This window comes from Sneathiella sp., assembly GCF_047631475.1.
GTDB lineage: Bacteria > Pseudomonadota > Alphaproteobacteria > Sneathiellales > Sneathiellaceae > Sneathiella.
This window is the reverse complement of the sequence record NZ_JBLHZT010000007.1, coordinates 1-22,067: the sequence shown is the minus strand read 5'-3', so window position 1 is coordinate 22,067 and position 22,067 is coordinate 1. Positions and strand designations below refer to the sequence as shown.

Annotated in this window: 21 protein-coding genes; 13 read left to right on the top strand and 8 right to left on the bottom strand. The window is 48.0% G+C overall.

The genetic code is table 11. From position 1 onward, the window contains the following. Positions 1 to 28: 28 nt before the first annotated feature. Together ACJAYR_RS04425 and ACJAYR_RS04420 are read right to left on the bottom strand one after the other, a co-directional pair. On the bottom strand, positions 29 to 517 hold the full coding sequence (locus ACJAYR_RS04425) for a thermonuclease family protein (RefSeq protein WP_415235474.1): 489 nt from the start codon (positions 515 to 517) through the stop codon (positions 29 to 31). A 143-nt stretch (positions 518 to 660) separates the two neighbouring features. Then, entirely contained in the window at positions 661 to 1,311 is a 651-nt protein-coding gene (locus tag ACJAYR_RS04420; RefSeq protein ID WP_415235473.1) for a hypothetical protein, read from the bottom strand. 224 nt (positions 1,312 to 1,535) lie between these two features. On the opposite strand from ACJAYR_RS04420, the gene ACJAYR_RS04415 reads away from it, so the two are divergent. The 4 genes from ACJAYR_RS04415 to ACJAYR_RS04400 all read left to right on the top strand — a co-directional run bounded on the left by ACJAYR_RS04415 (position 1,536) and on the right by ACJAYR_RS04400 (position 6,382). Then, positions 1,536 to 2,549 (top strand): adenosine deaminase, encoded by a 1,014-nt coding sequence (locus ACJAYR_RS04415; RefSeq protein ID WP_415235552.1) that lies wholly within the window; start codon positions 1,536 to 1,538, stop codon positions 2,547 to 2,549. 32 nt (positions 2,550 to 2,581) lie between these two features. After that, positions 2,582 to 3,118: a hypothetical protein gene (locus ACJAYR_RS04410; protein WP_415235472.1), complete on the top strand. Its 537-nt coding sequence runs from the start codon at positions 2,582 to 2,584 to the stop codon at positions 3,116 to 3,118. A 207-nt stretch (positions 3,119 to 3,325) separates the two neighbouring features. After that, positions 3,326 to 4,765 carry an aldehyde dehydrogenase family protein gene (locus tag ACJAYR_RS04405; protein ID WP_415235551.1) on the top strand — a complete coding sequence of 480 codons (1,440 nt, stop codon included), beginning with the start codon at positions 3,326 to 3,328 and terminating at the stop codon, positions 4,763 to 4,765. A gap of 189 nt (positions 4,766 to 4,954) precedes the next feature. Next, positions 4,955 to 6,382, top strand: coding sequence for an MATE family efflux transporter (locus tag ACJAYR_RS04400; RefSeq protein WP_415235471.1), 1,428 nt, complete (start codon positions 4,955 to 4,957; stop codon positions 6,380 to 6,382). A gap of 41 nt (positions 6,383 to 6,423) precedes the next feature. Here ACJAYR_RS04400 and ACJAYR_RS04395 read toward each other — a convergent pair whose 3' ends face one another. Continuing rightward, on the bottom strand, positions 6,424 to 7,620 hold the full coding sequence (locus ACJAYR_RS04395; protein WP_415235470.1) for a serine hydrolase domain-containing protein: 1,197 nt from the start codon (positions 7,618 to 7,620) through the stop codon (positions 6,424 to 6,426). Positions 7,621 to 7,737: 117 nt separating this feature from the next. On the opposite strand from ACJAYR_RS04395, the gene ACJAYR_RS04390 reads away from it, so the two are divergent. Beyond that, positions 7,738 to 8,373 carry a trimeric intracellular cation channel family protein gene (locus ACJAYR_RS04390; protein ID WP_415235469.1) on the top strand — a complete coding sequence of 212 codons (636 nt, stop codon included), beginning with the start codon at positions 7,738 to 7,740 and terminating at the stop codon, positions 8,371 to 8,373. Here the strand turns inward: ACJAYR_RS04390 and ACJAYR_RS04385 are convergent. The 4 genes from ACJAYR_RS04385 to ACJAYR_RS04370 all read right to left on the bottom strand — a co-directional run bounded on the left by ACJAYR_RS04385 (position 8,364) and on the right by ACJAYR_RS04370 (position 11,546). Continuing rightward, positions 8,364 to 9,590: an MFS transporter gene (locus tag ACJAYR_RS04385; protein WP_415235468.1), complete on the bottom strand. Its 1,227-nt coding sequence runs from the start codon at positions 9,588 to 9,590 to the stop codon at positions 8,364 to 8,366. The genes ACJAYR_RS04390 and ACJAYR_RS04385 overlap by 10 nt on opposite strands. 110 nt (positions 9,591 to 9,700) lie before the next feature. Then, on the bottom strand, positions 9,701 to 10,144 hold the full coding sequence (locus ACJAYR_RS04380) for a hypothetical protein (protein ID WP_415235467.1): 444 nt from the start codon (positions 10,142 to 10,144) through the stop codon (positions 9,701 to 9,703). A gap of 100 nt (positions 10,145 to 10,244) precedes the next feature. Next, positions 10,245 to 11,006, bottom strand: a complete 762-nt coding sequence (locus ACJAYR_RS04375) for a crotonase/enoyl-CoA hydratase family protein (RefSeq protein ID WP_415235466.1) — start codon at positions 11,004 to 11,006, stop codon at positions 10,245 to 10,247. A gap of 246 nt (positions 11,007 to 11,252) precedes the next feature. Beyond that, positions 11,253 to 11,546, bottom strand: a complete 294-nt coding sequence (locus ACJAYR_RS04370) for a DUF1127 domain-containing protein (RefSeq protein WP_415235465.1) — start codon at positions 11,544 to 11,546, stop codon at positions 11,253 to 11,255. 115 nt (positions 11,547 to 11,661) lie between these two features. Between ACJAYR_RS04370 and ACJAYR_RS04365 the strand changes: the two genes are divergently transcribed. Then, positions 11,662 to 12,579, top strand: a complete 918-nt coding sequence (locus ACJAYR_RS04365; protein WP_415235464.1) for a LysR family transcriptional regulator — start codon at positions 11,662 to 11,664, stop codon at positions 12,577 to 12,579. Positions 12,580 to 12,615: 36 nt separating this feature from the next. Here ACJAYR_RS04365 and ACJAYR_RS04360 read toward each other — a convergent pair whose 3' ends face one another. Beyond that, entirely contained in the window at positions 12,616 to 12,924 is a 309-nt protein-coding gene (locus ACJAYR_RS04360; protein ID WP_169542852.1) for a putative quinol monooxygenase, read from the bottom strand. A gap of 258 nt (positions 12,925 to 13,182) precedes the next feature. Here ACJAYR_RS04360 and ACJAYR_RS04355 point away from each other — a divergent pair, with 258 nt between their 5' ends. From ACJAYR_RS04355 to ACJAYR_RS04325, 7 genes are all read left to right on the top strand, one after another. Beyond that, positions 13,183 to 15,087, top strand: coding sequence for an ATP-binding protein (locus tag ACJAYR_RS04355; RefSeq protein ID WP_415235550.1), 1,905 nt, complete (start codon positions 13,183 to 13,185; stop codon positions 15,085 to 15,087). A 185-nt stretch (positions 15,088 to 15,272) separates the two neighbouring features. Then, positions 15,273 to 16,472, top strand: a complete 1,200-nt coding sequence (locus ACJAYR_RS04350) for a type III PLP-dependent enzyme (RefSeq protein WP_415235463.1) — start codon at positions 15,273 to 15,275, stop codon at positions 16,470 to 16,472. Between the two features lie 7 nt (positions 16,473 to 16,479). Continuing rightward, positions 16,480 to 17,508: a 1,9-bis(guanidino)-5-aza-nonane synthase gene (locus ACJAYR_RS04345; protein ID WP_415235462.1), complete on the top strand. Its 1,029-nt coding sequence runs from the start codon at positions 16,480 to 16,482 to the stop codon at positions 17,506 to 17,508. A gap of 5 nt (positions 17,509 to 17,513) precedes the next feature. Beyond that, on the top strand, positions 17,514 to 18,416 hold the full coding sequence (speB, locus tag ACJAYR_RS04340; protein ID WP_415235461.1) for an agmatinase: 903 nt from the start codon (positions 17,514 to 17,516) through the stop codon (positions 18,414 to 18,416). A 112-nt stretch (positions 18,417 to 18,528) separates the two neighbouring features. Further along, positions 18,529 to 18,996, top strand: coding sequence for a (2Fe-2S)-binding protein (locus tag ACJAYR_RS04335; RefSeq protein WP_415235460.1), 468 nt, complete (start codon positions 18,529 to 18,531; stop codon positions 18,994 to 18,996). Further along, complete coding sequence (locus ACJAYR_RS04330) at positions 18,993 to 21,152, top strand: molybdopterin cofactor-binding domain-containing protein (RefSeq protein WP_415235459.1); 2,160 nt, start codon at positions 18,993 to 18,995, stop codon at positions 21,150 to 21,152. The genes ACJAYR_RS04335 and ACJAYR_RS04330 overlap by 4 nt, the downstream gene beginning before the upstream one ends. A gap of 5 nt (positions 21,153 to 21,157) precedes the next feature. After that, positions 21,158 to 22,067 (top strand): helix-turn-helix domain-containing protein (locus ACJAYR_RS04325; RefSeq protein WP_415235458.1); only part of this gene is annotated, 910 nt, incomplete at its 3' end.

The following is a 22,067-nucleotide window of genomic DNA, read 5'->3' as shown; positions in this document are numbered from 1 at the left end:
GAACGGATTATCTGCGGTAAGCACCTGATTAGTCATCGTTCTGTATGCACCAGCTTTGACGTTTGCCGCCCTGATAAGGCTTGCCGTGTCCTTTTTCGATGATAAGGCTTGCAACATCCTCGCCTTCATGTAGGACATCTGCTAAGGCTCGGCCGGCATACTTGCCAAGCTTAACATTTATTAAGGTAACCTTGGCCATTGGTTTTCCTAAAACGGCGCCTCGATAGGGACTATTGAAACGATTGATCAGAAAATCCGTTGCTGCTTTTCCTGCAATTTTCTCCTGATCACATTTAGGCCGCCAACTTTCCGGCGTATCTACACCTCGGATACGAATACTGACGTCAGTATTGATGCCTGGCCATAAATTGACTCGTGCGAAAAATGTATCTCCATCGGTGATATAATAAACCTCTGCTGAGTAGGGACCGGGATATTCAGGTCCTTTCGCCCATGCAGAGGAGATCATCAAAAGGAATATCGGAACACACAAGAGCCATATTTTGTTGTTGATCATGTGACCTCCTAGTTTTCCACATCCACTGCGTTGGTGCCTATCCTAAGGTGAAAAGGATTTGCAATTCAAGATTGTCTGCCAAAGCCGATCGTCTTTTAACAGGGCGGTTTGGGTATTTGTTTCGCTTGCTAGTGTCCACCCTTTTAGTGGGCATCAGGAGGTGCCAACGCCGATCTGCCAGGCAGGTTCCTTTTGGGTATATCATCCAGACAATAACTCATGATGAGAGTCATCGTTTCGTTTCCGAGTTGGTGGTGAAGGTCAATTGGAAAATGCAATGCGGTGCTTCGCCAGAAAAACAGTGTCAGCTTTTGTCTTAATCGGATGATTTTCTGATGAATGCCGGTAACCAGATCTTGCAGATGAATGAGCTGATTTAAGGCGTCATTTTCCAAGGGGTCTTTGGATAATTGTTCCATTTGGTTGAGCAACGATTGTAGATAGGAGAATGTCAATGATTGAGGTTCTTCCTGTCTCTGCACCTTATTGGAGGGACTAATTTCCTGGGGGGCATTCTGTGCGGCTATCCACAGAAGACGTTTATCCAGCCAACCATCAAGGCCCCGCAAAATCTTTTCCACAATTATTTCAATGCGCATGATAACAATTTCGTTCACGTGGCGCGGCCCAATCAGAAACGAGTCTCGTGGTGGCAAAGCTTCGCTCTTGTTGCCCGCTTCCTTTCTCTCCTCATCGGCGTTTTCTGCATTAAAGGCTTTAGCAAGGCTGATCAAATAGACAAGAACAGTGCCGGCAGGCCGTCCATTTTCAAGATCTTCTCGAATTTGGTCCATCTGATTTTCCAAAGATTGGGTTTCTGATGGGAATATGTCAGATGGGTGAAGGGGCTCCATCAATCTTGCTCCTGTTTTTTGGTCATTAACAAACATATGGGTGTATTTTTTAATTATAAAACCCCATAAAATTGTTTTTATGGCGGTTGGCGGTTCGTATTGCTCTCACTGATTTCGTGTTTTACAGTGCGGTCGTTCAGTAGAAGGATTTTGAAATGTCAAAAATGGATCAGTATATCAGTCAGATGCCAAAGGCAGAGTTGCATGTGCATATTGAGGGAACTTTAGAACCAGAGCTTAAGTTTCATCTCGCTGAACGAAATAACATCAAGCTGCCTTACCAGACGGTTGAGGATATGCGCGCGGCTTATGGATTTGATGATCTGCCCTCGTTTCTGAAAGTGTATTACGAGGGAATGAGTGTCCTTCTCACCCAAACTGATTTTTATGATCTGACACTGGCTTATTTTAAAAAATGCGTTGAACAGAATGTCATCTATGCCGAACTCTTTTTTGACCCTCAGGCCCATATGGTGCGCGGTGTATCATTTGACACCGTTATTCAAGGTATCCACCAGGCCCAATTGGAGGCTGAGGAACGCTGGGGCGTGAAGAGCCAATTGATCATGTGTTTTTTGCGGGATATGGACGCAGCGTCAGCACAGGATGCTCTGGAGGCATCAATCCCTTATAAGGACTGGATTGTCGGTGTCGGGCTGGACTCTGATGAAGCAGGTAATCCACCCATTAAATTTAAAGAAGTGTTCCGAAACGCCCGGAATGAGGGATATAAACTGACCATGCACTGTGATGTTGATCAAACGAATTCCGTTGATCATATATGGCAAACGCTGAACGAGATCGGCGTTGATCGAATTGATCATGGTGTGAATTCTCTGGAAGATGAGGCTTTGTGCCGGGAACTCGTTAAGCGGAAAATGGTACTGACCGTCTGCCCAATTTCAAATGGGTATGTGACACAAAGCCGTAAAACGACTGAGGTTAAAACAATGCTTGAAAAAGGGATGCGGGTTACGATCAATTCAGATGATCCTGCCTATTTTCCGGGTTACATGAACGAAAATCTGATTGCGACGCAACAGGAAGCGGGATTAACAAAGCAGGACGTGACAACGTTAATTGAAAATGCGTTTAGCGGTGCCTGGCTGAGCGACGCTGAAAAACAGGTGATGTTGTTGCAGTTGCATACCTACAGCGAAACCACACAGGTTTCCTGAAATGCCATTCCCCGGAATGAGGAGAGAGCCTGATGGCTGAGAGTAAAAAAATACGCACGGTGTGTGTGCGACCTGTAAATGCAACAGAAAAGGTCCTCGATACGTTTGTAAAAATCGTTCTGGAGAGCGGCGAAGTGCCCTTGGCAAATCTGAAGCGCGGGCTGCCGATGGCAGAGATGCTTTTTCTGACGGTTGATAAAAGCTCGACTATCTTGGGCGTTGGGGCCGTTCGTTTCGCACAGGAAGCCTATCATCGTCATCTGTTTGAACGGGCGGGCGCCATCGAAATGTTTAATCCTTTTAGTGTTGAATCCTGTTGGGTAGCGGTGCGGCCCGAATATCGGGGTATGGGGGTTTGGGGAAACAACCGCAAGGCCCGCCTTGATTTTCTAGGCAATCGGCCCTGTCATTCCATTCGCCGGGCAGATAACAAATTAACCGGAGGGAACAGGGAATGGGATCAAGCGGGTGAGGATTTTTACGCAGCCACCAGCAAAGACAAGCTCAGGCTTTTGGTTTATAATCACGAGCCGGTTTTTGATCCTAAGAAACGGCTGCAATATGTGTGATTGGAAATAGGCCTGTTCTGAAGATGATTTGCAGACCTTAGGTAAATAATCCGAAATTTTGACTTGTGCAGTGCGGTAATTAGTTGCACCTTTAGACTATCAGAAACACGAGCTATTTATCGACGGCCTTTGGACCGGAATTCATCTCATAAGTGATGAAGGCAAAAATGCTGGTGTAGAAAAATGAAAAAGAACGGGAGCCGAATTGTGTTAGACAAACGCAAATTTTACATCAATGGTCAGTGGGTTTCACCGGCCAAAGAAAATGATCTGGACGTTATCAACCCTTCAACAGAAGAAGTGTGTGCGGTTATTTCATTAGGAAGCCAGGCGGATACAGATGCGGCAGTTAAGGCTGCTAAAGATGCCTTTATTCCATGGAGCGAACGATCAGCAGAAGAGCGCATTGGTTATATCGAAAAGCTTGCTGAGGTATATAAAGCACGCAGTGCTGAAATGGGTGAAGCCATTTCCATGGAAATGGGGGCCCCTATCTCTCTGGCACAGACAGCCCAATCCGGGTCTGGATATGCGCATATCAAGAATTTTATCCGAGCGTTTAAATCCTTTGAATTTGACCGTGAATTAGGGGCACATGCACCAAACGATCAGATTTTATATGAACCAGTAGGGGTTTGCGGTCTGATCACACCTTGGAACTGGCCAATGAATCAGGTGACTTTGAAAGCTGTTCCGGCAATGGCGGTTGGTTGTACTGTTGTCTTGAAACCATCTGAAATTGCACCGCTGTCTTCACTGTTATTTGCAGAATTTGTAGACGAAGCGGGCATCCCTGCCGGTGTCTTCAACCTGGTGAACGGTGATGGCATGGGCGTTGGAAGCCAGCTTTCCGGCCACAAAGACGTTGATATGATTTCCTTCACCGGTTCTACACGGGCTGGTATTGCCATTTCGAAGAACGCAGCGGATACCGTCAAACGGGTGGCGTTGGAACTCGGCGGTAAAGGCGCGAACGTGGTCTTCGCCGACGCGGATGAAAAAGCGGTCAAGCGTGGTATCATCCAATGCATGAATAACACAGGCCAATCTTGTAATGCTCCGACACGTATGTTGGTCGAGCGGTCAATTTATGACAAAGCGGTTGAAACCGCAGCGGAAGTTGCGGCTGGTGTTGCTGTCGGCCCTTCTGCTGAAGAAGGTCGCCATATTGGACCGGTTGTTTCCGAAGCCCAATTCAATAAAATTCAGGGATTGATTGAAAAAGGGATCTCTGAAGGTGCAAGAGTTGTTGCAGGTGGACTAGGACGCCCAGAAGGTCTTGAAAAAGGTTATTTTGTGCGCCCCACAGTTTTTGCGGATGTCAATAACGAGATGACGATTGCGCGGGAAGAGATCTTTGGCCCGGTTCTGGCAATGATCCCGTTTGATACGGAAGAGGAAGCGGTAGAAATTGCGAATGATACTGTTTACGGTTTGACCAATTATATTCAGACAACGGATCTGGACAAAGCTCGCCGGGTGGCCCGTCGTTTGCGTTCGGGCATGGTTGAAATGAACGGACAGATGCGCGGTGCCGGAGCACCTTTTGGTGGCTACAAGCAATCCGGTAATGGCCGCGAAGGTGGCGTTTGGGGACTTGAAGATTTTCTTGAAGTGAAATCCGTTAGTGGTTGGAGCAACAACTAATCCTGAACGAAACTCATTGAGAAGAAGGCGCCGAAATTCGGCGCCTTTTTTTGGTGCCGTTAAGATAATTCAATTAAATGTATATAAACCGGTTAAATCCAATATACAGAAAAAGTTGAGTGATTGACAATGTGGGTTTGTTCATTAATGTAGTGAGTACAGAAAATAAACTCATGGAGCGTTCTTGGAATGACCAGACCTGAAATAGACCAACGGCCCCCCAAAACGACTATTCCACCACTTACCCGGATTTTGACGGCGCCCATTGTTCCGACGCTTCTAAAACTAGCTGCGCCCAATATTGCAGGATTTGTGATTATGGCGTTGGTGACGATGGCCGAATTATGGTTCGTTGGTCAGTTGGGGACTTCTGCTCTTGCTGGTTTGGCTCTCGCTTTTCCGATGGTTATATTGATGCAAATGTTGAGTGCCGGGTCGATGGGGGGTGTTGTAGCCGCCACTCTGGCAAGATCTCTTGGTGCCGGGGATCATGCGAAAGCGCAGGCCGTTGTTTGGCATGCGGGTGTCGTCGCCGTCATCGCGCCGGTTTTATTTTCATTGATATTCCTGAATTTCAGTGAGCAAATATTTGGCCTTATTGGCGGAAAAGAAGAGAGCCTCGATCAGGCGGTTCTGTATGCAGAAGCGCTGTTCTCTGGCGTGGTTTTTGTCTGGTTCTTCAATATTTTTTGTAGCCTTCTGAGGGGCGCTGGCGATATGAAATCCCCAGCTCGGGCAATGATCCTAACCGCAATTGTTCAAATTTTGTGTGGCGGGGGATTAAGCCAGGGATGGTTTGGAATACCAAATCTGGGTATCGCGGGTATCGGATGGGGGATGGTCATTGCGAACGCGATCGGCGCATTAATCGTGTTTCTAAAAATTTATTCAGGCCAATCTACAATTTCTTTTGAGCGGAAATTTTTCAAAATGAACCGGTCCATTTGGGGTGATTTTTTTAAGGTAGGAATGGTTGCCTCGCTCAATCCGTTTTTATCGGTCGCCTCAATTGTTTTTCTGACCTCGCTCGTCGCAATGTTTGGTGAACAGGCTCTTGCCGGGTTTGGTATTGGCGCACGACTTGAATTTGTTCTGGTTCCTGTTGTGTTTGGGTTAGGGGCCGCGATGATCTCCCTGGTCGGCAGTAATATTGGTGCCGGGCAGATCAAGCGCGCAGAAAAGATCGCTTGGATCGGCGGCGGAATTGCTGCGGGTGTTTGCGGGGGAATTGGTCTTTGGGTTGGATTGTTTCCAACAAGCTGGGCGGGTTTGTTTACTGAAGATATGGCCGTTTTTGGGTTTGCAGAACAGTATCTTGCGGTCGTCGGCCCCTGTTATTTTTTCTTTGGACTTGGTCTTTCTTTATATTTTGCTTCACAAGGCGCGCACGCTGTTGTTTGGCCCGTCCTTGCGGGCATTGGTCGGCTGATTATCGCCGTCGGTTTGGGCCATCTGGTTGTTGCGCAAACGTTCTCGTTTATGGCGTTGTTGTATTGTATTGCGGCCAGCTTTGTCGCCTATGGCGTTTTTTCTGCCCTTCCACTCCTTCTGGGTTCGTGGCGGCGTGCCAATCGAGCCCATTTGATCGGCGGCGCGTCAAATCCAACAATTGGATAGGGAAAGACCCTGAGTAGCCCTTATCCCTGGCGCCACCGGTTTTAATCCATGAGTGCGGCATAGACCCAATTTCTGATCAATGACCGCATGGCCCGGCGTTGATCCGGTTGTTGCATCATATACACTGCGATCATTTCTTTCTGTGGGTCAATCCAGAAATAGGTGCCAGCGTAACCACCCCACCAATAATCCCCTTTGCTACCTGCGGGTTGTCCGTCCTTGATGAGCCGAACAGAAAAGCCCAAACCGAAACCGTTTTCCTTTCCAAGCAAATCATAATTACCGGGTCTGATGGTGCCCAGTTGATTGCTGGTCATCATTTCAACTGTTTTCTCTTTGAGGTAACGGGTGCCATCATATGCGCCTTTGTTCAGCATCATTGCGGTAAACTTAAGATAGTCTTCCGATGTTGAAAATAATCCGCCGCCGCCTGAGAGGTAATTCCGATCCGCGAAAGGGTCACTTAATCCTTGATAGGTCGGTTCAACAACTCTGTTCTTCTTGGTAAGCGGGACGGAAAAGGCTGTATCTTTCATTCCAAGCGGGGATAGAATTTTCTCTGACAGATAAGTGTCCAGTTTTTGGCCCGAAACAATTTCGATAATATGACCAAGAACGTCTGTTGAGTGGCTGTATTCCCATGTTGTTCCCGGTTGGTGCTCTAACGGCAGAGAGGCAATCTCATCAATAATCTGTGCAGTCGGTTTGTTTATATCGTATAGATTTATCTTTTTATATTCTGTTCGTGCTTCTGTATCTCCAAAGAAACCATAGACAATACCGGATGTGTGACGAAGCAGGTCCTTGACGGTGATGGCCTTCTCCACGGGCAGAAGCTGACCCTGATTCAAGACTTTTGATGTGCTAAAAGCAGGAATGTATCGGGACACCGGATCGTTCAGGTTTATTTTCCCCTCTTCAACGAGCATCATGATACCGACAGAGGTGATCGGCTTGGTCATGGAATAGATCCGGTGGATGTCGTTTGCCTTCAATGGCCCTGTCGCTGCGTCGGCACCGCGGGTCCCAAAGGCTTTATGATAGACCAATTTTCCTTTACGCATGATGGAGAGAGAGGCACCGTTTATTTTTCCTTTGGCGATATGGTCTTTCAGGCCTTGGTCGATTTTTTCAAGATGCTTTGACGACAATCCAACTTGTTCGGGCGGTATTGTTTCTGTGGCAACTACGGGACCTGAAAACAGCAATAATATGGCGGCGAACGTCAGAAATCTCATGCGATGTTGTCTCCCGGATGGTGGAACAAGAAAGTATTATTATTGAGTTGTTTTACTTTAGCGGGTGCTGTTTTGTTATCAAGCGTTTTCCTGCTGAAACTTCTATGCCATAGTTTGATGATGGAATTAAATTTGCTCATTTCGATGCTCGACTTGGTGGGAGTTGCCGTTTTTGCTGCGTCCGGAAGTCTGGTCGCCAGCCGCAAGGAAATGGATATCGTCGGATTTACACTGATGGCGACATTGACCGGTATTGGCGGCGGTACTTTGCGGGATCTCATTTTGGATCGCCCAGTTTTTTGGATCACTGACCAAAGATATCTTGTCGTTTGTTTTGGGGTTGCTGTTCTTGTTTTCTTTACGGCCCATAAACTTCAAAAACGGTATGTAGCGTTGCTGTGGGCGGATGCGGTCGGACTATCCGCTTTTGGCGTGATGGGCGCCCATATTGCAATGAAGAGTGGGGCATCTCCGTTGGCCTCTATCGCCTTTGGGGTTATGACAGCAACATTTGGCGGATTGGCGCGTGACATTGCTGCTGGGGAAAAGCCGTTGCTATTACAGCCCGAAGTTTATGTAACGGCAGCTTTATTCGCTGCCGGAAGTTATCTTGGCCTTACCTATGCAGGACTTGCGCAGGTATTCGCTGTCTTTATTGCCATATTGGTCGGTTTTCTGATCCGAGCAGGCGGGATAGCCCTTGGATGGGCATTGCCAAGGTATAAAGGGCGCGCGGGGCGGGATTACGGCTGATCCTGCTTAACCGCGATGTAACAAAGTAACCCACCGATTAATCCAGCGACTGCAATACTGTTCGAAATATTGATGATATCAAAATCCGCATCCAAGGCCCATCCCAGAAGGATTGGTCCAAGGGCAGATCCAAACACCATGACAACGGTCGCAGCTGCCCGGATCGCTCCTAAATGGCGGGTGCCATATAGTTCAGGTAGCAAGGACGACATAACAGGGTTTGTCATGCCGGCACCAAAGCCCAAGGTAGACATGATAACCGCTGCCATGAACGATTGCTCGGATTGGCCGAAAAGATAGATCCCTAACGCGAGAGGGAGAAGGATGAACGGCACTAGCCGGCGTGCCCGAAAAAGATCCACCAGAATGCCCGAAAAAACACCCCCTAACAGGCTAAAGCCCGCAAAAAATGTAAAGCACAGGCTCCACCATCCAAAGGACCAGTTCTTTTCTTCGATTAAATAGACCTGATGGAAGAAAAACGCAGTGATGGCAGCGGATTGCATCATGGGTGTGATGGCGATCAGGTAAAACCGACCGTCTTTCAGAATTTGTGCCCTTGTCCAACTTGTCTGTTGATCTTTAATTTGTCCATCCGCCGCGGACGCTCCGCCGCCGTCCTGATCAGGGGTGCGTACAATCAGGTAGGGGATAAGGGGAAGTAATGTCAGGGCCATGCAAGCTGCAAGAAGATACCAGAGGGTCTGCCATTGAGTGAAGGCAAGTCCGTAAACGATCAATGGGGGCAGCAGGGCCTCTGCTAGAGGAAACCCGAGGCCGGCAATCGCAAGGGCCCGCCCTCGCTCGTTTTCATACCGGCGTGCCATTGCGGTGAGTGAGATATGATTGAGCATTCCCTGACCACAAAAGCGCAAGGCAAAGATACCAAGTAACAAGCTGATGGGTTCAAACGCGAAGGGGAATAAAGCCGTCACAACAACCATTAAGACGGCCATTTTAAAAGCGATTTGTCTGAGGGGAATACGATCGACAAGTGGACCTGCTTTCCAAAGACAAAGGGCGCTTAATAACGTGCCTGCGGTATATAAGGCGCCGTATTCACTATGGCTTAACAAAAAATCCTGGCGGATCTGTTTACCAAATAATGAGATCACAAATGTCTGCCCAGGGCCGGACCAGAAAGTAAGCAACAGGCCAAATAATAAAAATCGCCATTCCCGAATTAGAAATGGCAATGTGCTGGACGTTAAAAACATAAGAGCGATCCGAATTCCAGTAATTGGCCAGATTTTGAAATAGGTTTAGGACAGCATAAGGAGCGGGTGAGGAAAGGCTACTCTTTTTGACATACGTAAGGTGTTCGCGGCTATCGCTTGTTTTTGGCAGGCGGAAGGCAGTTTCGGATTATCTGATAACATTGTGTAATAGCAAACCCATCAGCATCGTTTTGCCGAAAGGAAATCGACGCAACTTTGTCATCCTTTAGACCAATCGTTGCAACGCATTCGCGCGTTTCGGTGCGACTTCCCCCAAAAAAGTGCCAAGTTCCATACATATTGTGGCGCCGACCCCCTAGCCCGATACTCGGATAAAATCCGGGATAGCCTGCATCTGAGGGTACTTGAACAGATTTCTTACTGGAATAACTGTAAAATTCCTGTCCGTCAGTGGCTTGCCCGACACGTTCAGGAACGCCAGCGCAGGTCATCAAGTCTGCCTTGGTCAGGCCAATCAAGGCCGTTTTTGCGCGTTCACTTTCAATGCGGGCCACATTTGTGCAGCCCGACAGGGTGAGTGTTAGGCTCGCCATACATATGAATTTTCCGGTTTTTCCAAGCAATGGGTTATTCTCCTCTTGGCTCCGTCTATGTTCACGACTTGCGCTCCGTCATTCATTTTACAAGAGGAGTTTAGCGAAATTGACCATGTCGGCCTTCTCCTTTCGCAAAACGGTCCGCACCAGATTGCGCTTCATTGAACTGTGCTTCTTGTGCAAATTCCATTTCGCGTTGAAGGGCTTCTGCTTCAGGTCTGCCTTCCTGATCCAGTAGGGCATGACGGTCGGACAGCATCGCGAGAGGAGGAAACGCCGCAATTTGATGTGCCAGTTTCTTCGCGTCGTCCAGTAGGTGGGCCGACTTACTCAAGCGTGTTACAAGACCAAGTTCTTTGGCCTCCTCTGCGGTCACGCCTTTGCCTGTGAGCATCATATCCATTGCAGGCCCAATTCCGATCAGCCGCGGCAGTCGGGTAGGCGTTCCATCACTCATCGGGACACCCCATCGTCGACAGAAAACCCCAAAAACAGCGGTTTCATCGGCTATACGAATGTCACAATATAAGGCAACACCCAGACCCCCAGCGACAGCCGCGCCAGAGACAGCGGCAATCAAAGGTTTGGATAAAGGCTTGTGCAGTGGGCCTTCAGGATGACCTGCCCAGGCTTTGTAATTAATATTCTCGGCCGCTTCCTTCAAATCGGCACCTGCGCAAAAACTTCCTTCTGAGCCCATAATAATGCCGACGCGCTGCGCATCATCTTGATTAAATTCCTGCAATGCGGCCGCAAGAAGATCAGCACTTTCGTGATCAAGGGCGTTTCTGACTTCCGGCCGATTAAGCGTGATGATGGTGATCGGGCCGTCTTTCTGGACCAGGATTTTTTGAGCCATTTTGCTCTCCTTTTCGTATCAGTATTGACGAGACGGGGCGGAAGAGCAAACTGATTTATTGCTTATGATTGATCGTCCTTGCAGGATATGACTGCGCAGGGTCACCCTTTAAAAAGGTAGGCACCAGTTCAATCGAAGGAACGGGGCAGCCCAAATTGAGACCAACAAATTATTCTTAACTTTGGGGATACGAAAACCCCCAAAGTCAGCAGGTGTGATTGCGTCACCGGCGATGCCCGTCGGTGATTAATCTGTTGGATTACGGACCCGTTCGCGTCGCAGGCGTTGTAATTCAACAATGGGATCGTTGCTGACACGCTGCGCCTTCAAGCGGTAGATGTCATTTCTGCTAATCCCGATATCCTGAAGTAGATAATCGTCATGTTCCAGCAATAAATTGAACGTCTTCTGACTGGCTCGGTTCTCACGATAATTTTTCCACGCCCGGGCTGTCCATTCCCAGATCCTCAGGGTGGGGTTCAAGGGCTCGGCATCGTGACATTCTACATAACCGTTGTCGCAGCATACTGGGGATGTCATTTTCAATCTCCTCTCATCAGAGTTTCTATAACTGGACATTTAACGATAATAATGGTTCAATCAAACGAATAGATTTGAAGGTATCGTTCAATTTTTTTGAACATGGAGCCGTTGCATGAAACCAGCCGAAATTTTTAAAGATCAATTGCTGTCAAGTTTGGATATGGAGTTTTTGAAAACTTTCATCGCCATTGCCGAGGTTGGTAGCTTCTCAAAAGCCTCCAAACAGGTCTTTAGAACACCGTCCGCCGTATCCATGCAGATAAAGAAACTGGAAGATACACTGGGAACTTCTTTATTCGTGCGCGACGCGCGATCAGTGAGATTGACAGAAGACGGGGAAATGTTGCTGGGCTATGCCAAGCAGATACTGGCATTGAACAATGAAGTCATGGCGCGTTTTCTTGAACCTGAAATGACAGGTACTGTGCGACTGGGTTCGCCTGATGACTATGGTAGTCGATTGCTGCCGGTTATTTTGCGGAAATTTGCCTGTTCTCATCCACAGGTAACCGTAGATGTGGTTATTGATACAACTGAGCGCCTCATGGAGCGGATGGAAGAGCGAGAGGTGGATGTTACGTTATTAACAGCTTCTCCAGATCAGCCGATGCATAAAGATGAAATTGTCGCATTGGAAGAGCCGTTGGTATGGGTGGGCTTGAAAGGTGGTCATGCCCATCTGCAAGACCCTCTGCCGATTGCGATGTGGGAAGCGGGGTGCGTCTGGCGGGCATCAGCGATTCAGTCCTTGCAAGGGATGAACAGAAGCTACAGATCAGCCTATATGACGTCTTCGACGGTTGCACAAAGAGCCGCCATACTGTCGGATCTGGCCGTAGCTGTCGCCCCGAGGTCCTTCATCGATGAGCCGATTGTTCGTTTAAGTGAGGTCGATGGATTTCGGGATCCCGGTGTCTATCAGATCCGGTTGCGTGCGCGTCCTGATCTTGACAAGGTCGCTCAAGCCGTGCGTGAACATGTTATCACCAGCTTTGAAGCGTTCAAGGTCGGCGAACTGGAATGTTTGTAAGGGATATCCAGAACACTGGATACCCCGGGGGTCTGGTTAGACTGCTGACAAGATGTGAATGGCTTTATCTTCGACCATGTCTTTAGTTTTCTTGCCGTATTCTTTCATATGTGGCGAAACCGCGTGAGCCATCAGGGCTTCTTTGCTTTCCCATTTTTCAATAACAGCAAAGCAGTTTTCGCCTAGTTTTGCCTGAAAGGGACCGATGTCTTCGGCATCAACGACCGCAGCATATTCGATACACCCTTTTTCTGCCAACACGGCAGGAACATTGGCATTAAAAGCTTCTAGGACTTCGGCGCGTTTCCCAGGTTTTGTGGTAATCATGGCAACAATATTCAGCATCTGCGTTCCTTTTCTTTTTCGTTTTTTTATCGTGCTGGATCACAGCTTACAGAATAATACGCAGTGAAAAAGGATTTTTTCAACAATCCTCCTTTGCCTTTGTCAAAAAACGTAACAGGTGAATACACTTGTTTCTTAACAACTCAGCAACATATTTTGTATATCTAGATTGCTGCTGTGGTATTGACAGGTCATACTGTCAAAAAAAATAACAGCAAGGTCTAAACCTCGCTCAAATAAGGAATATGTAAAACAGTGATGGTATTTGGCGAACTTGTACTGTTTTTGTGCTTATTCCTTTCCTTTGCCTATTTTATAGTTCAGCGAAGCAAGTTTTCACGGGTAAAAATTGGCCACAGTTTGTTGACCATCGGCTTGGGATTGGTGAGTTTTACGTCTGTTGTCGATTTTTTGTTTGTTGGACCCAATTTTGTAGCTCCAGTCAGTCTTTCCGGTGAGGAATTTATCGAGATATGGCGGATTTTCGGATATCTGCCGGGGTTGATTTTCATTTCCTCTGGTATCTCGGCTTTTCTGCCTGCAATAGCGTCCTTAAACGAGGAGGTGGGAAGCCGGGAGGTTACGCAACGAAAACTTCTGGCCCAAACTGCGGATTTGCAAATCGCCAAATCACGGGCTGAAAAAGCAGAAAAGGTTCTAGTGGAGGCATTGGAATCCATCTCGGATGCGTTCATTATTTTTGATGTTGATGATCGGGTTGTCGCCTTTAATCAGCGTTATGTAGAACTTTTTTCTTCTGTTGAGGATATTTTGGCACCCGGTGTCCATTTCGAAGAACTTATCCGTCATCAAGCCGCACAGTCTAATTATTTTGTTGATCTTGATGCGGCCGAACAATGGGTGCAGGCGCGACTTCATGAGCACCGTAATCCGTCTGAACCAAAAGAACAGATTTTTGAAGGCGGCCGGATTTACAGGCTGTCAGAATTTAAGACCGTCTCTGGCGGTACCGTTGCAATCCGAACAGACATTACCGAACTCAGAGAGCGGGAAAAAGCACTTCAACACTTGAACGAGCGTTTCGAAGAAGCCCAGTCAGTTGCCCATATTGGAAATTGGATTCATGAATTGGACGGGAACTTCTATGACTGGTCGCGCGAAACATCACGGATTATGGGATACGATCCGGAAGACATAAAGCCCGCGGCGGAAAGTTATCGCAGCAGGGTCCATCCGGATGATCTGGAGCGCATGGATTCCGTTGTCAAATGGGCAATTGAAAATCATGATGATTATCAGATTGAATACCGGATGGTGCGTCCGAACGGAACGATGATCTATGTTCGGGAAATTGGACGGTTGCATTATGATAAAAGCGGCAATCCCGTTTTGCTGGGGGGGACCTTGCAGGACATAACGCAGGAACATTTCGCAGAACTGGAACTGATTGATGCGAAGTTGCAGGCAGAGGAAGGCACGAAAGCCAAGTCATTGTTCCTTGCCAATATGAGCCATGAACTGCGGACGCCGTTAAATGCCATCATTGGATTTGCCGAAGTAATCGCAAAGGAAATATTTGGTCCGATCCACCACGCCAAATATCATGAATATTCTGAAAATATTTTATCGTCCGGCCAACATCTTTTGTCGCTGATCAATGATATTCTGGATTTTTCCCGTCTGGAAGCGGGAGAACAGAAACTGGATGAAGAAGAATTTTCTTTGGCCGAAATTATTGACTGGACTGTGGTCATGCTGAAAACGAAGGCCCGGGAAAAATCAATCCAAATTGACGTCTGCGAGCAAACCAATTACCGCATTCTGGCGGATAAGAGAAAAATGAAGCAGGTCATGATTAATCTGCTGAGTAATGCGGTTAAATTTACGCCTGAAAACGGGTATGTAAAGATTTCGGTTTCGGCTGATCGTGAGGATTACTTCAGTATTATTGTCGAAGACAATGGCCATGGAATAGAAGAATCAGAGATTAATTCTGTAATGCGTCCCTTTGTTCGGACATCATTTTCGACGTCCAGCTCTATTGAAGGAACGGGCCTAGGCCTACCACTGTCAAAATCCATCATTGAAATGCATGATGGCGATCTGAAACTAAAAAGCAGGGAAAATGAAGGCACTCGTGTTGAAATTCGCTTGCCCTACAAAAGACTTGTCAATTCCCCTGTTATCTTGTTGTCTGACTAGAGACAACTGATCCGGTAAAAAACCGCTTGCTTTTGAATTAGTTTAAATGCAGAAGTGCCTCGACGTTTAAGCGCACGTGCCACGACGCGTTCCTCAATTTTTGAGATTTTGTACGGGCAACGACGCAAATGTCCTTTTTTGGTTTGCCGAATTATTCGGCTGGATTGATTGAGGGGTTTGCTGACATGGTCCGACCGTCACAACCAAAGTTTGTTGCTTTTGAGAATTCTCTTCACCGTGCATCCGATCTCTGCGCGTTGACTGATCTGCGCGTTTATAGAAGCCCTTCTGATGCGATTGTCACAGAAGAATGCGATGACGCGTTGCATCTTCTTTCCCGCGAAAAAGTCAGGACGCAGGCGTCTCTTTTCAGGGACCACTTCAATGGAAGAAGCATGTATGCGGTTAAATCCAACCCGCATATGGCTGTTCTGAAATTATTGTGGGATGAAGGTATTCGTGATTTCGAGGTCGCCTCCCTTCGGGAAGTGAAATATGTTCTTGGTCTTTTTCCAGACGCGACACTCTATTTTATGCATCCGGTGAAAAGCCGTCGCGCCATTCGTGAAGCCTGTGCCATGGGTGTTCGGCATTTTGCTTTTGATGGTCTGGAAGAGCTGAAGAAAATTGAAGTTGAAACCGCTCAAGTGGAAGGGCTTCATTTGTATTTGCGGGTTCAGGTCGAACAGAAAACAGCCGTCCATCCGCTCAACGGTAAATTTGGTGCGTCCATTCATGAAGCCCCTTTATTGCTGCAAAGAGCCTCTTTGCATGCATCAAAAATAGGGGTCACTTTTCATGTGGGATCGCAGTGCATGGACCCTCAGGATTATGGGAGGTCCATTCATCAGATTGCGGCGATGCTTTCCTCCTCAGGTATCTCTATTGATCGGCTTGATGTAGGGGGGGGATTTCCTGTCTATTATCCGGGCATGGACGTGCAGCCACTCACATCTTACTTCGATGCGATTGATACTGCTATCCATACAGCAGGTCTGGCGGATGTTGATATTATTTGTGAGCCGGGTAGAGCTCTAATTGCGGAAGCCGGTAGTGTGGCTGTTCGGGTGGAACTTAGAAAAGGGCAATCGCTTTATTTGAACGATGGGACCTATGGCTCTTTGTTTGATGCGGGCATTTCCAAATGGCCCTATCCTTTGGAAGTCTATTCAAGTGAAGGGGCTTTGAAAGCGGGCGTCGGCGCTGATTTTCAATTGTATGGTCCTACCTGTGATAGCCTTGATGTGATGCACGGACCTTTCCAGCTGGATGCAACCATAAACGAAGGAGACTGGATACTGTTTCAGAATCTGGGAGCGTACGGTTACGCCATGCAGACCCAGTTTAATGGGTTTTATTCAGAAACAGTTGTTGCGATCGATTAAGGAACGCATGAGTATGACGAAAAAATCTGATTTATTAATCAAGCCCGTCGAGCATATCGATATCACAAGTTTTGACGCCCGCCCCATTGTGCAGGCCATGGAAAAAATGTCTTTTTCATCCCGGGATCTGGCGCGTGCGACACGGATCTTTGAAATGGCGGTTAAGGATCCAGATTGTGCCGTCATTTTGACCCTTGCAGGGTCGACCTCTGCTGGCGGGTGTATGGACGTATACAGGGATCTTGTAAAATTTGGAATGGTTGACGCCATCGTATCGACCGGCGCGTCTATTGTTGATATGGACTTTTTCGAGGCTCTTGGCTTCAAGCATTATCAAGGCGATCCGTTCGCGGATGATACCCAATTACGAGATCTTTATATCGACCGAATTTATGATACCTATATTGATGAAGAGCAGCTTCAGGCCTGCGATGAAGCAACAAAAGTCATTGCAGACAGCTTAGAGCGACGCCCATATTCTTCCCGGGAATTTATCTGGGAAATGGGGCGCTGGTTGAAGGAAAACGCTGTCAAGAAAGAGAGCCTCATCGAAACCTGCTATGACCATAATGTCCCGATTTTTGTACCTGCTTTTTCAGATTGTTCTGCGGGCTTTGGTCTCGTGAAACACCAGGTGGAGAATCCTGGTAATTATATGAGCATCGATAGCGTTGCTGATTTTAGGGAGCTTACGGAAATCAAAATGGCGGCGGGAACATCCGGGCTGTTGATGATTGGCGGCGGTGTTCCTAAAAACTTTGTCCAGGACACTGTTGTTTGCGCGGAAATTCTGGGTAAAGAAGTTGATATGCATAAATACGCGGTGCAGATTACTGTTGCCGATGTGCGTGATGGCGCCTGTTCGTCTTCTACACTAAAAGAGGCGTCCAGTTGGGGTAAGGTTGATACGGCCCTTGAGCAGATGGTGTATGCCGAGGCGACAACGGTTGTTCCTTTACTCGCCTCCTCGGTTTATCATGATGGCGGCGGCAAAGATCGGCCGCGGCGGAATTTTGCAAAACTTTTCGAAAAGTAACTCTTATGTCGATCACAGACCTTGCGTTTATGGCGTCAGAAGATGGATTTCTGGGGCTACCTGAAACAGACAGCCATCCCGTATCTGACGCAAAGGCTGTGATCGTTCCGTTTGGCCTGGAGGCATCTGTCAGTTATGGCGGTGGTACTTCCAAGGGGCCTGCGGCTATGATTGAAGCAAGTCATCAGGTCGAGTTGTTCGACGAGGAATTCTGGTGCGAGCCTTTTCGGAAATATGGGCTTGCAACTTTGGAAAATCAGCCCGTAGAAAGCGGAGATATAGCGGCGGCTTTAACCCGGCTTGAAAACATCACTCAAGCGATTTTAGAGACCGGGAAATTTCCGCTGGTTTTTGGCGGGGAGCATTCCATCACTCCGGGCGCAATAAGGCCCTTTCTAAAGCAGTTTGATGACTTGATCATCTTGCATTTTGATGCTCATGCTGATCTTCGGGATGGCTATGAGGGTGAACATTTTTCGCATGCGGCAGCTATTCGCCGGGTACTGGATCATCCTACGGTTCCAATTGTGTCCGTCGGCATTCGAAATATTTCTGCAGAAGAGATCCCGTTTCTGGAGGCCAACAGCCATCGTATTACAGTTCACTGGGGAAAAGATCGTGAAAGCTGGAATATTGATGAGATTGTTTCACCTTTAAAAGGCCGGCCCATCTATCTTACCTTTGATCTGGATGGTTTTGATAGCTCCCTGATGCCTGCAACCGGCACCCCGGAACCTGGCGGTTTCTTCTGGTCAGACGCGATTAATATTATTCGGGCTGCTTCTGGTATTGGAACAATTGTTGGTGCTGACATCAATGAATTGGCGCCCATTCAGAATTTCTCTGCGCCAAATTTTCTCGCCGCGAAACTCGCTTATAAAATCTTGAATTACGCGCTTGCTAAATAGCCCTGCTATGGGAGTCAGATATCGTCTGAAACGAAGCTGAATTTTTGGCGTAATTGTTCAATCAAATTGAATATGAATTGGGTACCTTCTGATTATTCAAGGAGGGTGCGCGATGAATTTCAATCTAAACGGAACCGTTGTCACAGTGCCAAATGACTGGTCAGACTATCGGTTGCTCTGGGTCTTGCGAGATCATTTTAAGCTTACAGGTCCAAAATTCGGGTGTGGGATTGGTGTTTGCGGTGCGTGCTGTGTCCACGTGGACGGCAATGTGGAACGATCCTGCTCCCTAACAGTATCCGATATCGAAAACAGTGATTTGGTCACATTGGAGGGGTTGGCCCCTCCTGACGATCTGCACCCGGTTCAGGAAGCCTGGATAAAGGACAATGTTCCGCAATGCGGATACTGCCAAAATGGGCAGGTTATGACCGCTGCGGCGTTATTGGCAGCAACCCCACCACTGACAGAAGCAGAAATCACTGAGCAAATGAGTGGGGTCCGGTGCCGATGTGGAACCCAGCCGCGCATAAAAAAGGCCCTTCGGCAGGCTCAGCTAAAAATGGGAGGGTCAAAATGACATCTGCCCTGTCCAAGTCGTCCCGAAGAGAGTTTTTAAAACTACTCGGTTGGTCTGCCGCTGGTATCTCTGCGACCTGCCTGACCGGATGTGCGTTTCCGCCGCTACCGCATAGGAATGATCCAACTGCGGAAGAGGCGAGATTATGGATCGCCTTGTTGCCAGATGGTACTGTGGAATTTGTAAGTCCGCGCGCTGAGATGGGGCAGGGTATTTCCATTGGAATTCAACAGATTATTGCTGAAGAAATTCGGATTGACCTTCATCAGGTTCGGTATATTCATCCGCGAACCGATCGTTTTCACGCAGTAAAGGCGACCGTGGGGTCTGAATCAATTCTTTCGTTCGGGCCAGTGATCGCGGCGGCTGCTGCGGCCATTCGGATGGAGCTTGTTACGCGCGCTGACGCCAAACTGGGCAGATCGGGTGACGAGGGCGTTATTCATGGCGCAACGTTCAAGTTGCCAGACAATCAATCAATTCCGTTGGCTGAGTTGCTGGCAGAGCCTTTATTGCTGAGTGAAGATCTAATTGATCAGGCAAAGCCAGTTTCTTTCAAAGCCGGGCGAACAGGGCGGTTCGTAGGTCACGCAACATCGGCGCCTCTCATAAAGTCTTTGGTGACGGCATCTCAACCAATGTTTGTCGATGATATCGATTTATCGGATATGGTCTATGCCCGCCTTTTAACACCCCCTAATTCGAACGCGGGCTTGGCCTCCATTGCGGAGAATAAAGCGCAGGACATCGCGGGGTATGTTGATTTTGTGCAGGAGGACGGATTGTTGGCTGTCGTCGCTACAAACCGAAACAGTCTTGAAAGGGTTCACGCGGAATTTCTGAGAACGGCCAGTTGGGATTTGTCCGCCCAGCCCGTGCAGAACGAAGGTTTGTCGTTATCAGGCCATACAGAACCGGGAGCATTAGAACATGTGCTGGCGCAACAGGGTGACATAGGGAAGGGTATGCCACAAATTGATATAACGCTGACCGTGCCATTGGCCGCGCACGCTGCGATGGAGCCAAGAACAGCCATAGCGCGCTATCAACAGGGTAAACATCCGCAACTCGAAATCTGGACGGGATCTCAGGATGTAACGATTGCTCATCGTCAAATCGCCGATTTTTTTGACCTCAGCGAAGATCAAATCATTATTCATAATCAGCGGATCGGCGGCGGATTTGGCGGAAAGGTTTTCAGCGGTATCGAATTGGACGCCGCGCGTTTGGCGAAACACATAAAAAAGCCGGTTAAACTTCAATGGACACGCGAGGATGAGTTTCGAAAAACATATTTCCGGCCACCTTCTCAGCATCGAATTCGGGCAACGCTCAACGATCAGGGGCGGATTGAAAGCTGGTGGCATGCGTTCAAGTCTGGCCATGTTATTTTCAGTTCTGCTTTTCTGCCAGACTGGATGCAGTCTGTGACCAGCCTGATTGCGGATAAAGGGGCCGCGCGGGGGGCGCTCCTGCCTTATGATGTTCCAAATCAGATGATCGAATTCGAAGATGTTCGATTGCCGATAGACACGGGTCCGTGGCGAGGTTTAGGGGCAATGCCAAATTGTTGGGCGATTGAAACTGTGATGGATCGTCTGGCGGTTCTCGCGGGCAAAGACCCTTTGGCTTTCAGGATGGATCAACTGTCTGGAAGGCACCCGCGATTGCAAAATCTATTGCAACGGGTTGCGGCCTTGTCCGGCTGGAATAACCGATCTGAGAGTGAAGGCACGGCCTATGGCGTTGCGTGCGGTATCTACAAAGAGATGTCGTATTCTGCAACTGTCGCAAAAGTACGCAAACGTGAAAGTGGTGAACTTTCGGTTGTCCAGCTCTGGTCTGTTCATGACTGTGGTATTGTCGTTAATCCGGATCAGGTTATGGCACAGGTCGAGGGCAATCTGATGTGGTGTCTGGGGTCCGTCTTGCATGAGGACGCTGGCAGACACGGAAATTCAGTTTCATCTGTCAATTTTGATAGTTACACTTGGGCCAGTTACGAGGAGACACCGGAAATGACAATTGATCTGATCCAGTCGAATGAACCACCGACAGGAGCCGGAGAGACAGCAATTGTTTCCGGGGCTGCGGCTATCACAAATGCGATGTCTCTTCTTACAGGTGAAACCATTCTTTCATTGCCGGTAACATGAGCCAAATGAATTCTGAAACTGAGGATTTTAGCAGCGGTATTCTGGTGCAACTGATTACCAAGTCATTTGCGCGTCAGGGAATTTTGGAAGATGTTCAAAGTGGTTTCAGCCCAGAGAACTCGTTTGGTCCCAAAGTCGGCCTTCAGTTGAAACGAACCCTTCTTGAAAACGGTTTTTCCGGTCATGGTGCGAACTGCGTGTTAGAAGCAGGCCTAAACATCTGTACGCTTTATGACAGCCCGTTTGCCTATTTTCTGTTGAGGGCCAAGTCTGTTGATGAATTGTTAGATCGTTTTTCCCGTTTTGAACGTTATTTTCATTCAAGGCATGGGACTGAAATCCTTGCAAAATCAGCCAATCAATTGACGGTAAGGCATTTTTCAAAAACGCTTGAAGCGCCTTTGTCTTCTGAAGATTTATTTATCGCGGGGCTGCTGGCAGGTCTGTTGAAGCTTTATGGCTGTCTCTCGCTTTCGTTGGCAATCGGTGGCATTCAGATCCTTGAAGACGGCCAATTGATCAAGGCAATCGAGATTAGTGAAAGAACCACGGATTTTGATTTTAGCTGGAAGGGTATTAAGAAAGTCAACCTTCCAGCATTTGATGGAGAAGAGACGCTGTTAAGCAGCCTGACCAAGGCCGGACAGGGGCCTTATTCGCGCAAGGTCGGGAGGCTGCTGCTACGTGATTTGGGCAGGCGCTGGACTGTTCGGGAGATCGCTCTTGAATTGAATATGACTGAGCGGACGTTACAGCGCCGCTTATCAGAGGAAGGCTCAGGGTTCGGCGATTGTATCATGGCTGTCCGGTGCCAAATGGCCATATTTTATATGACTGAGAAAATTGACAATCTTGCCGCAGTTGGCTTTCTTGCCGGTTTTAGTGACGCCGCCCATTTTTCCCGAGAATTTAAAA

Coding starts and splice junctions, on each gene's coding strand:
- ACJAYR_RS04425 (WP_415235474.1), bottom strand. CDS start 517: ATGATCAACAACAAAATATGGCTCTTGTGTGTTCCGATATTCCTTTTG.
- ACJAYR_RS04420 (WP_415235473.1), bottom strand. CDS start 1,311: ATGGACCAAATTCGAGAAGATCTTGAAAATGGACGGCCTGCCGGCACT.
- ACJAYR_RS04415 (WP_415235552.1), top strand. CDS start 1,536: ATGGATCAGTATATCAGTCAGATGCCAAAGGCAGAGTTGCATGTGCAT.
- ACJAYR_RS04410 (WP_415235472.1), top strand. CDS start 2,582: ATGGCTGAGAGTAAAAAAATACGCACGGTGTGTGTGCGACCTGTAAAT.
- ACJAYR_RS04400 (WP_415235471.1), top strand. CDS start 4,955: ATGACCAGACCTGAAATAGACCAACGGCCCCCCAAAACGACTATTCCA.
- ACJAYR_RS04395 (WP_415235470.1), bottom strand. CDS start 7,620: ATGAGATTTCTGACGTTCGCCGCCATATTATTGCTGTTTTCAGGTCCC.
- ACJAYR_RS04390 (WP_415235469.1), top strand. CDS start 7,738: ATGATGGAATTAAATTTGCTCATTTCGATGCTCGACTTGGTGGGAGTT.
- ACJAYR_RS04385 (WP_415235468.1), bottom strand. CDS start 9,590: ATGTTTTTAACGTCCAGCACATTGCCATTTCTAATTCGGGAATGGCGA.
- ACJAYR_RS04380 (WP_415235467.1), bottom strand. CDS start 10,144: ATGGCGAGCCTAACACTCACCCTGTCGGGCTGCACAAATGTGGCCCGC.
- ACJAYR_RS04375 (WP_415235466.1), bottom strand. CDS start 11,006: ATGGCTCAAAAAATCCTGGTCCAGAAAGACGGCCCGATCACCATCATC.
- ACJAYR_RS04370 (WP_415235465.1), bottom strand. CDS start 11,546: ATGACATCCCCAGTATGCTGCGACAACGGTTATGTAGAATGTCACGAT.
- ACJAYR_RS04365 (WP_415235464.1), top strand. CDS start 11,662: ATGAAACCAGCCGAAATTTTTAAAGATCAATTGCTGTCAAGTTTGGAT.
- ACJAYR_RS04360 (WP_169542852.1), bottom strand. CDS start 12,924: ATGCTGAATATTGTTGCCATGATTACCACAAAACCTGGGAAACGCGCC.
- ACJAYR_RS04355 (WP_415235550.1), top strand. CDS start 13,183: ATGGTATTTGGCGAACTTGTACTGTTTTTGTGCTTATTCCTTTCCTTT.
- ACJAYR_RS04350 (WP_415235463.1), top strand. CDS start 15,273: ATGGTCCGACCGTCACAACCAAAGTTTGTTGCTTTTGAGAATTCTCTT.
- ACJAYR_RS04345 (WP_415235462.1), top strand. CDS start 16,480: ATGAGTATGACGAAAAAATCTGATTTATTAATCAAGCCCGTCGAGCAT.
- speB (WP_415235461.1), top strand. CDS start 17,514: ATGTCGATCACAGACCTTGCGTTTATGGCGTCAGAAGATGGATTTCTG.
- ACJAYR_RS04335 (WP_415235460.1), top strand. CDS start 18,529: ATGAATTTCAATCTAAACGGAACCGTTGTCACAGTGCCAAATGACTGG.
- ACJAYR_RS04330 (WP_415235459.1), top strand. CDS start 18,993: ATGACATCTGCCCTGTCCAAGTCGTCCCGAAGAGAGTTTTTAAAACTA.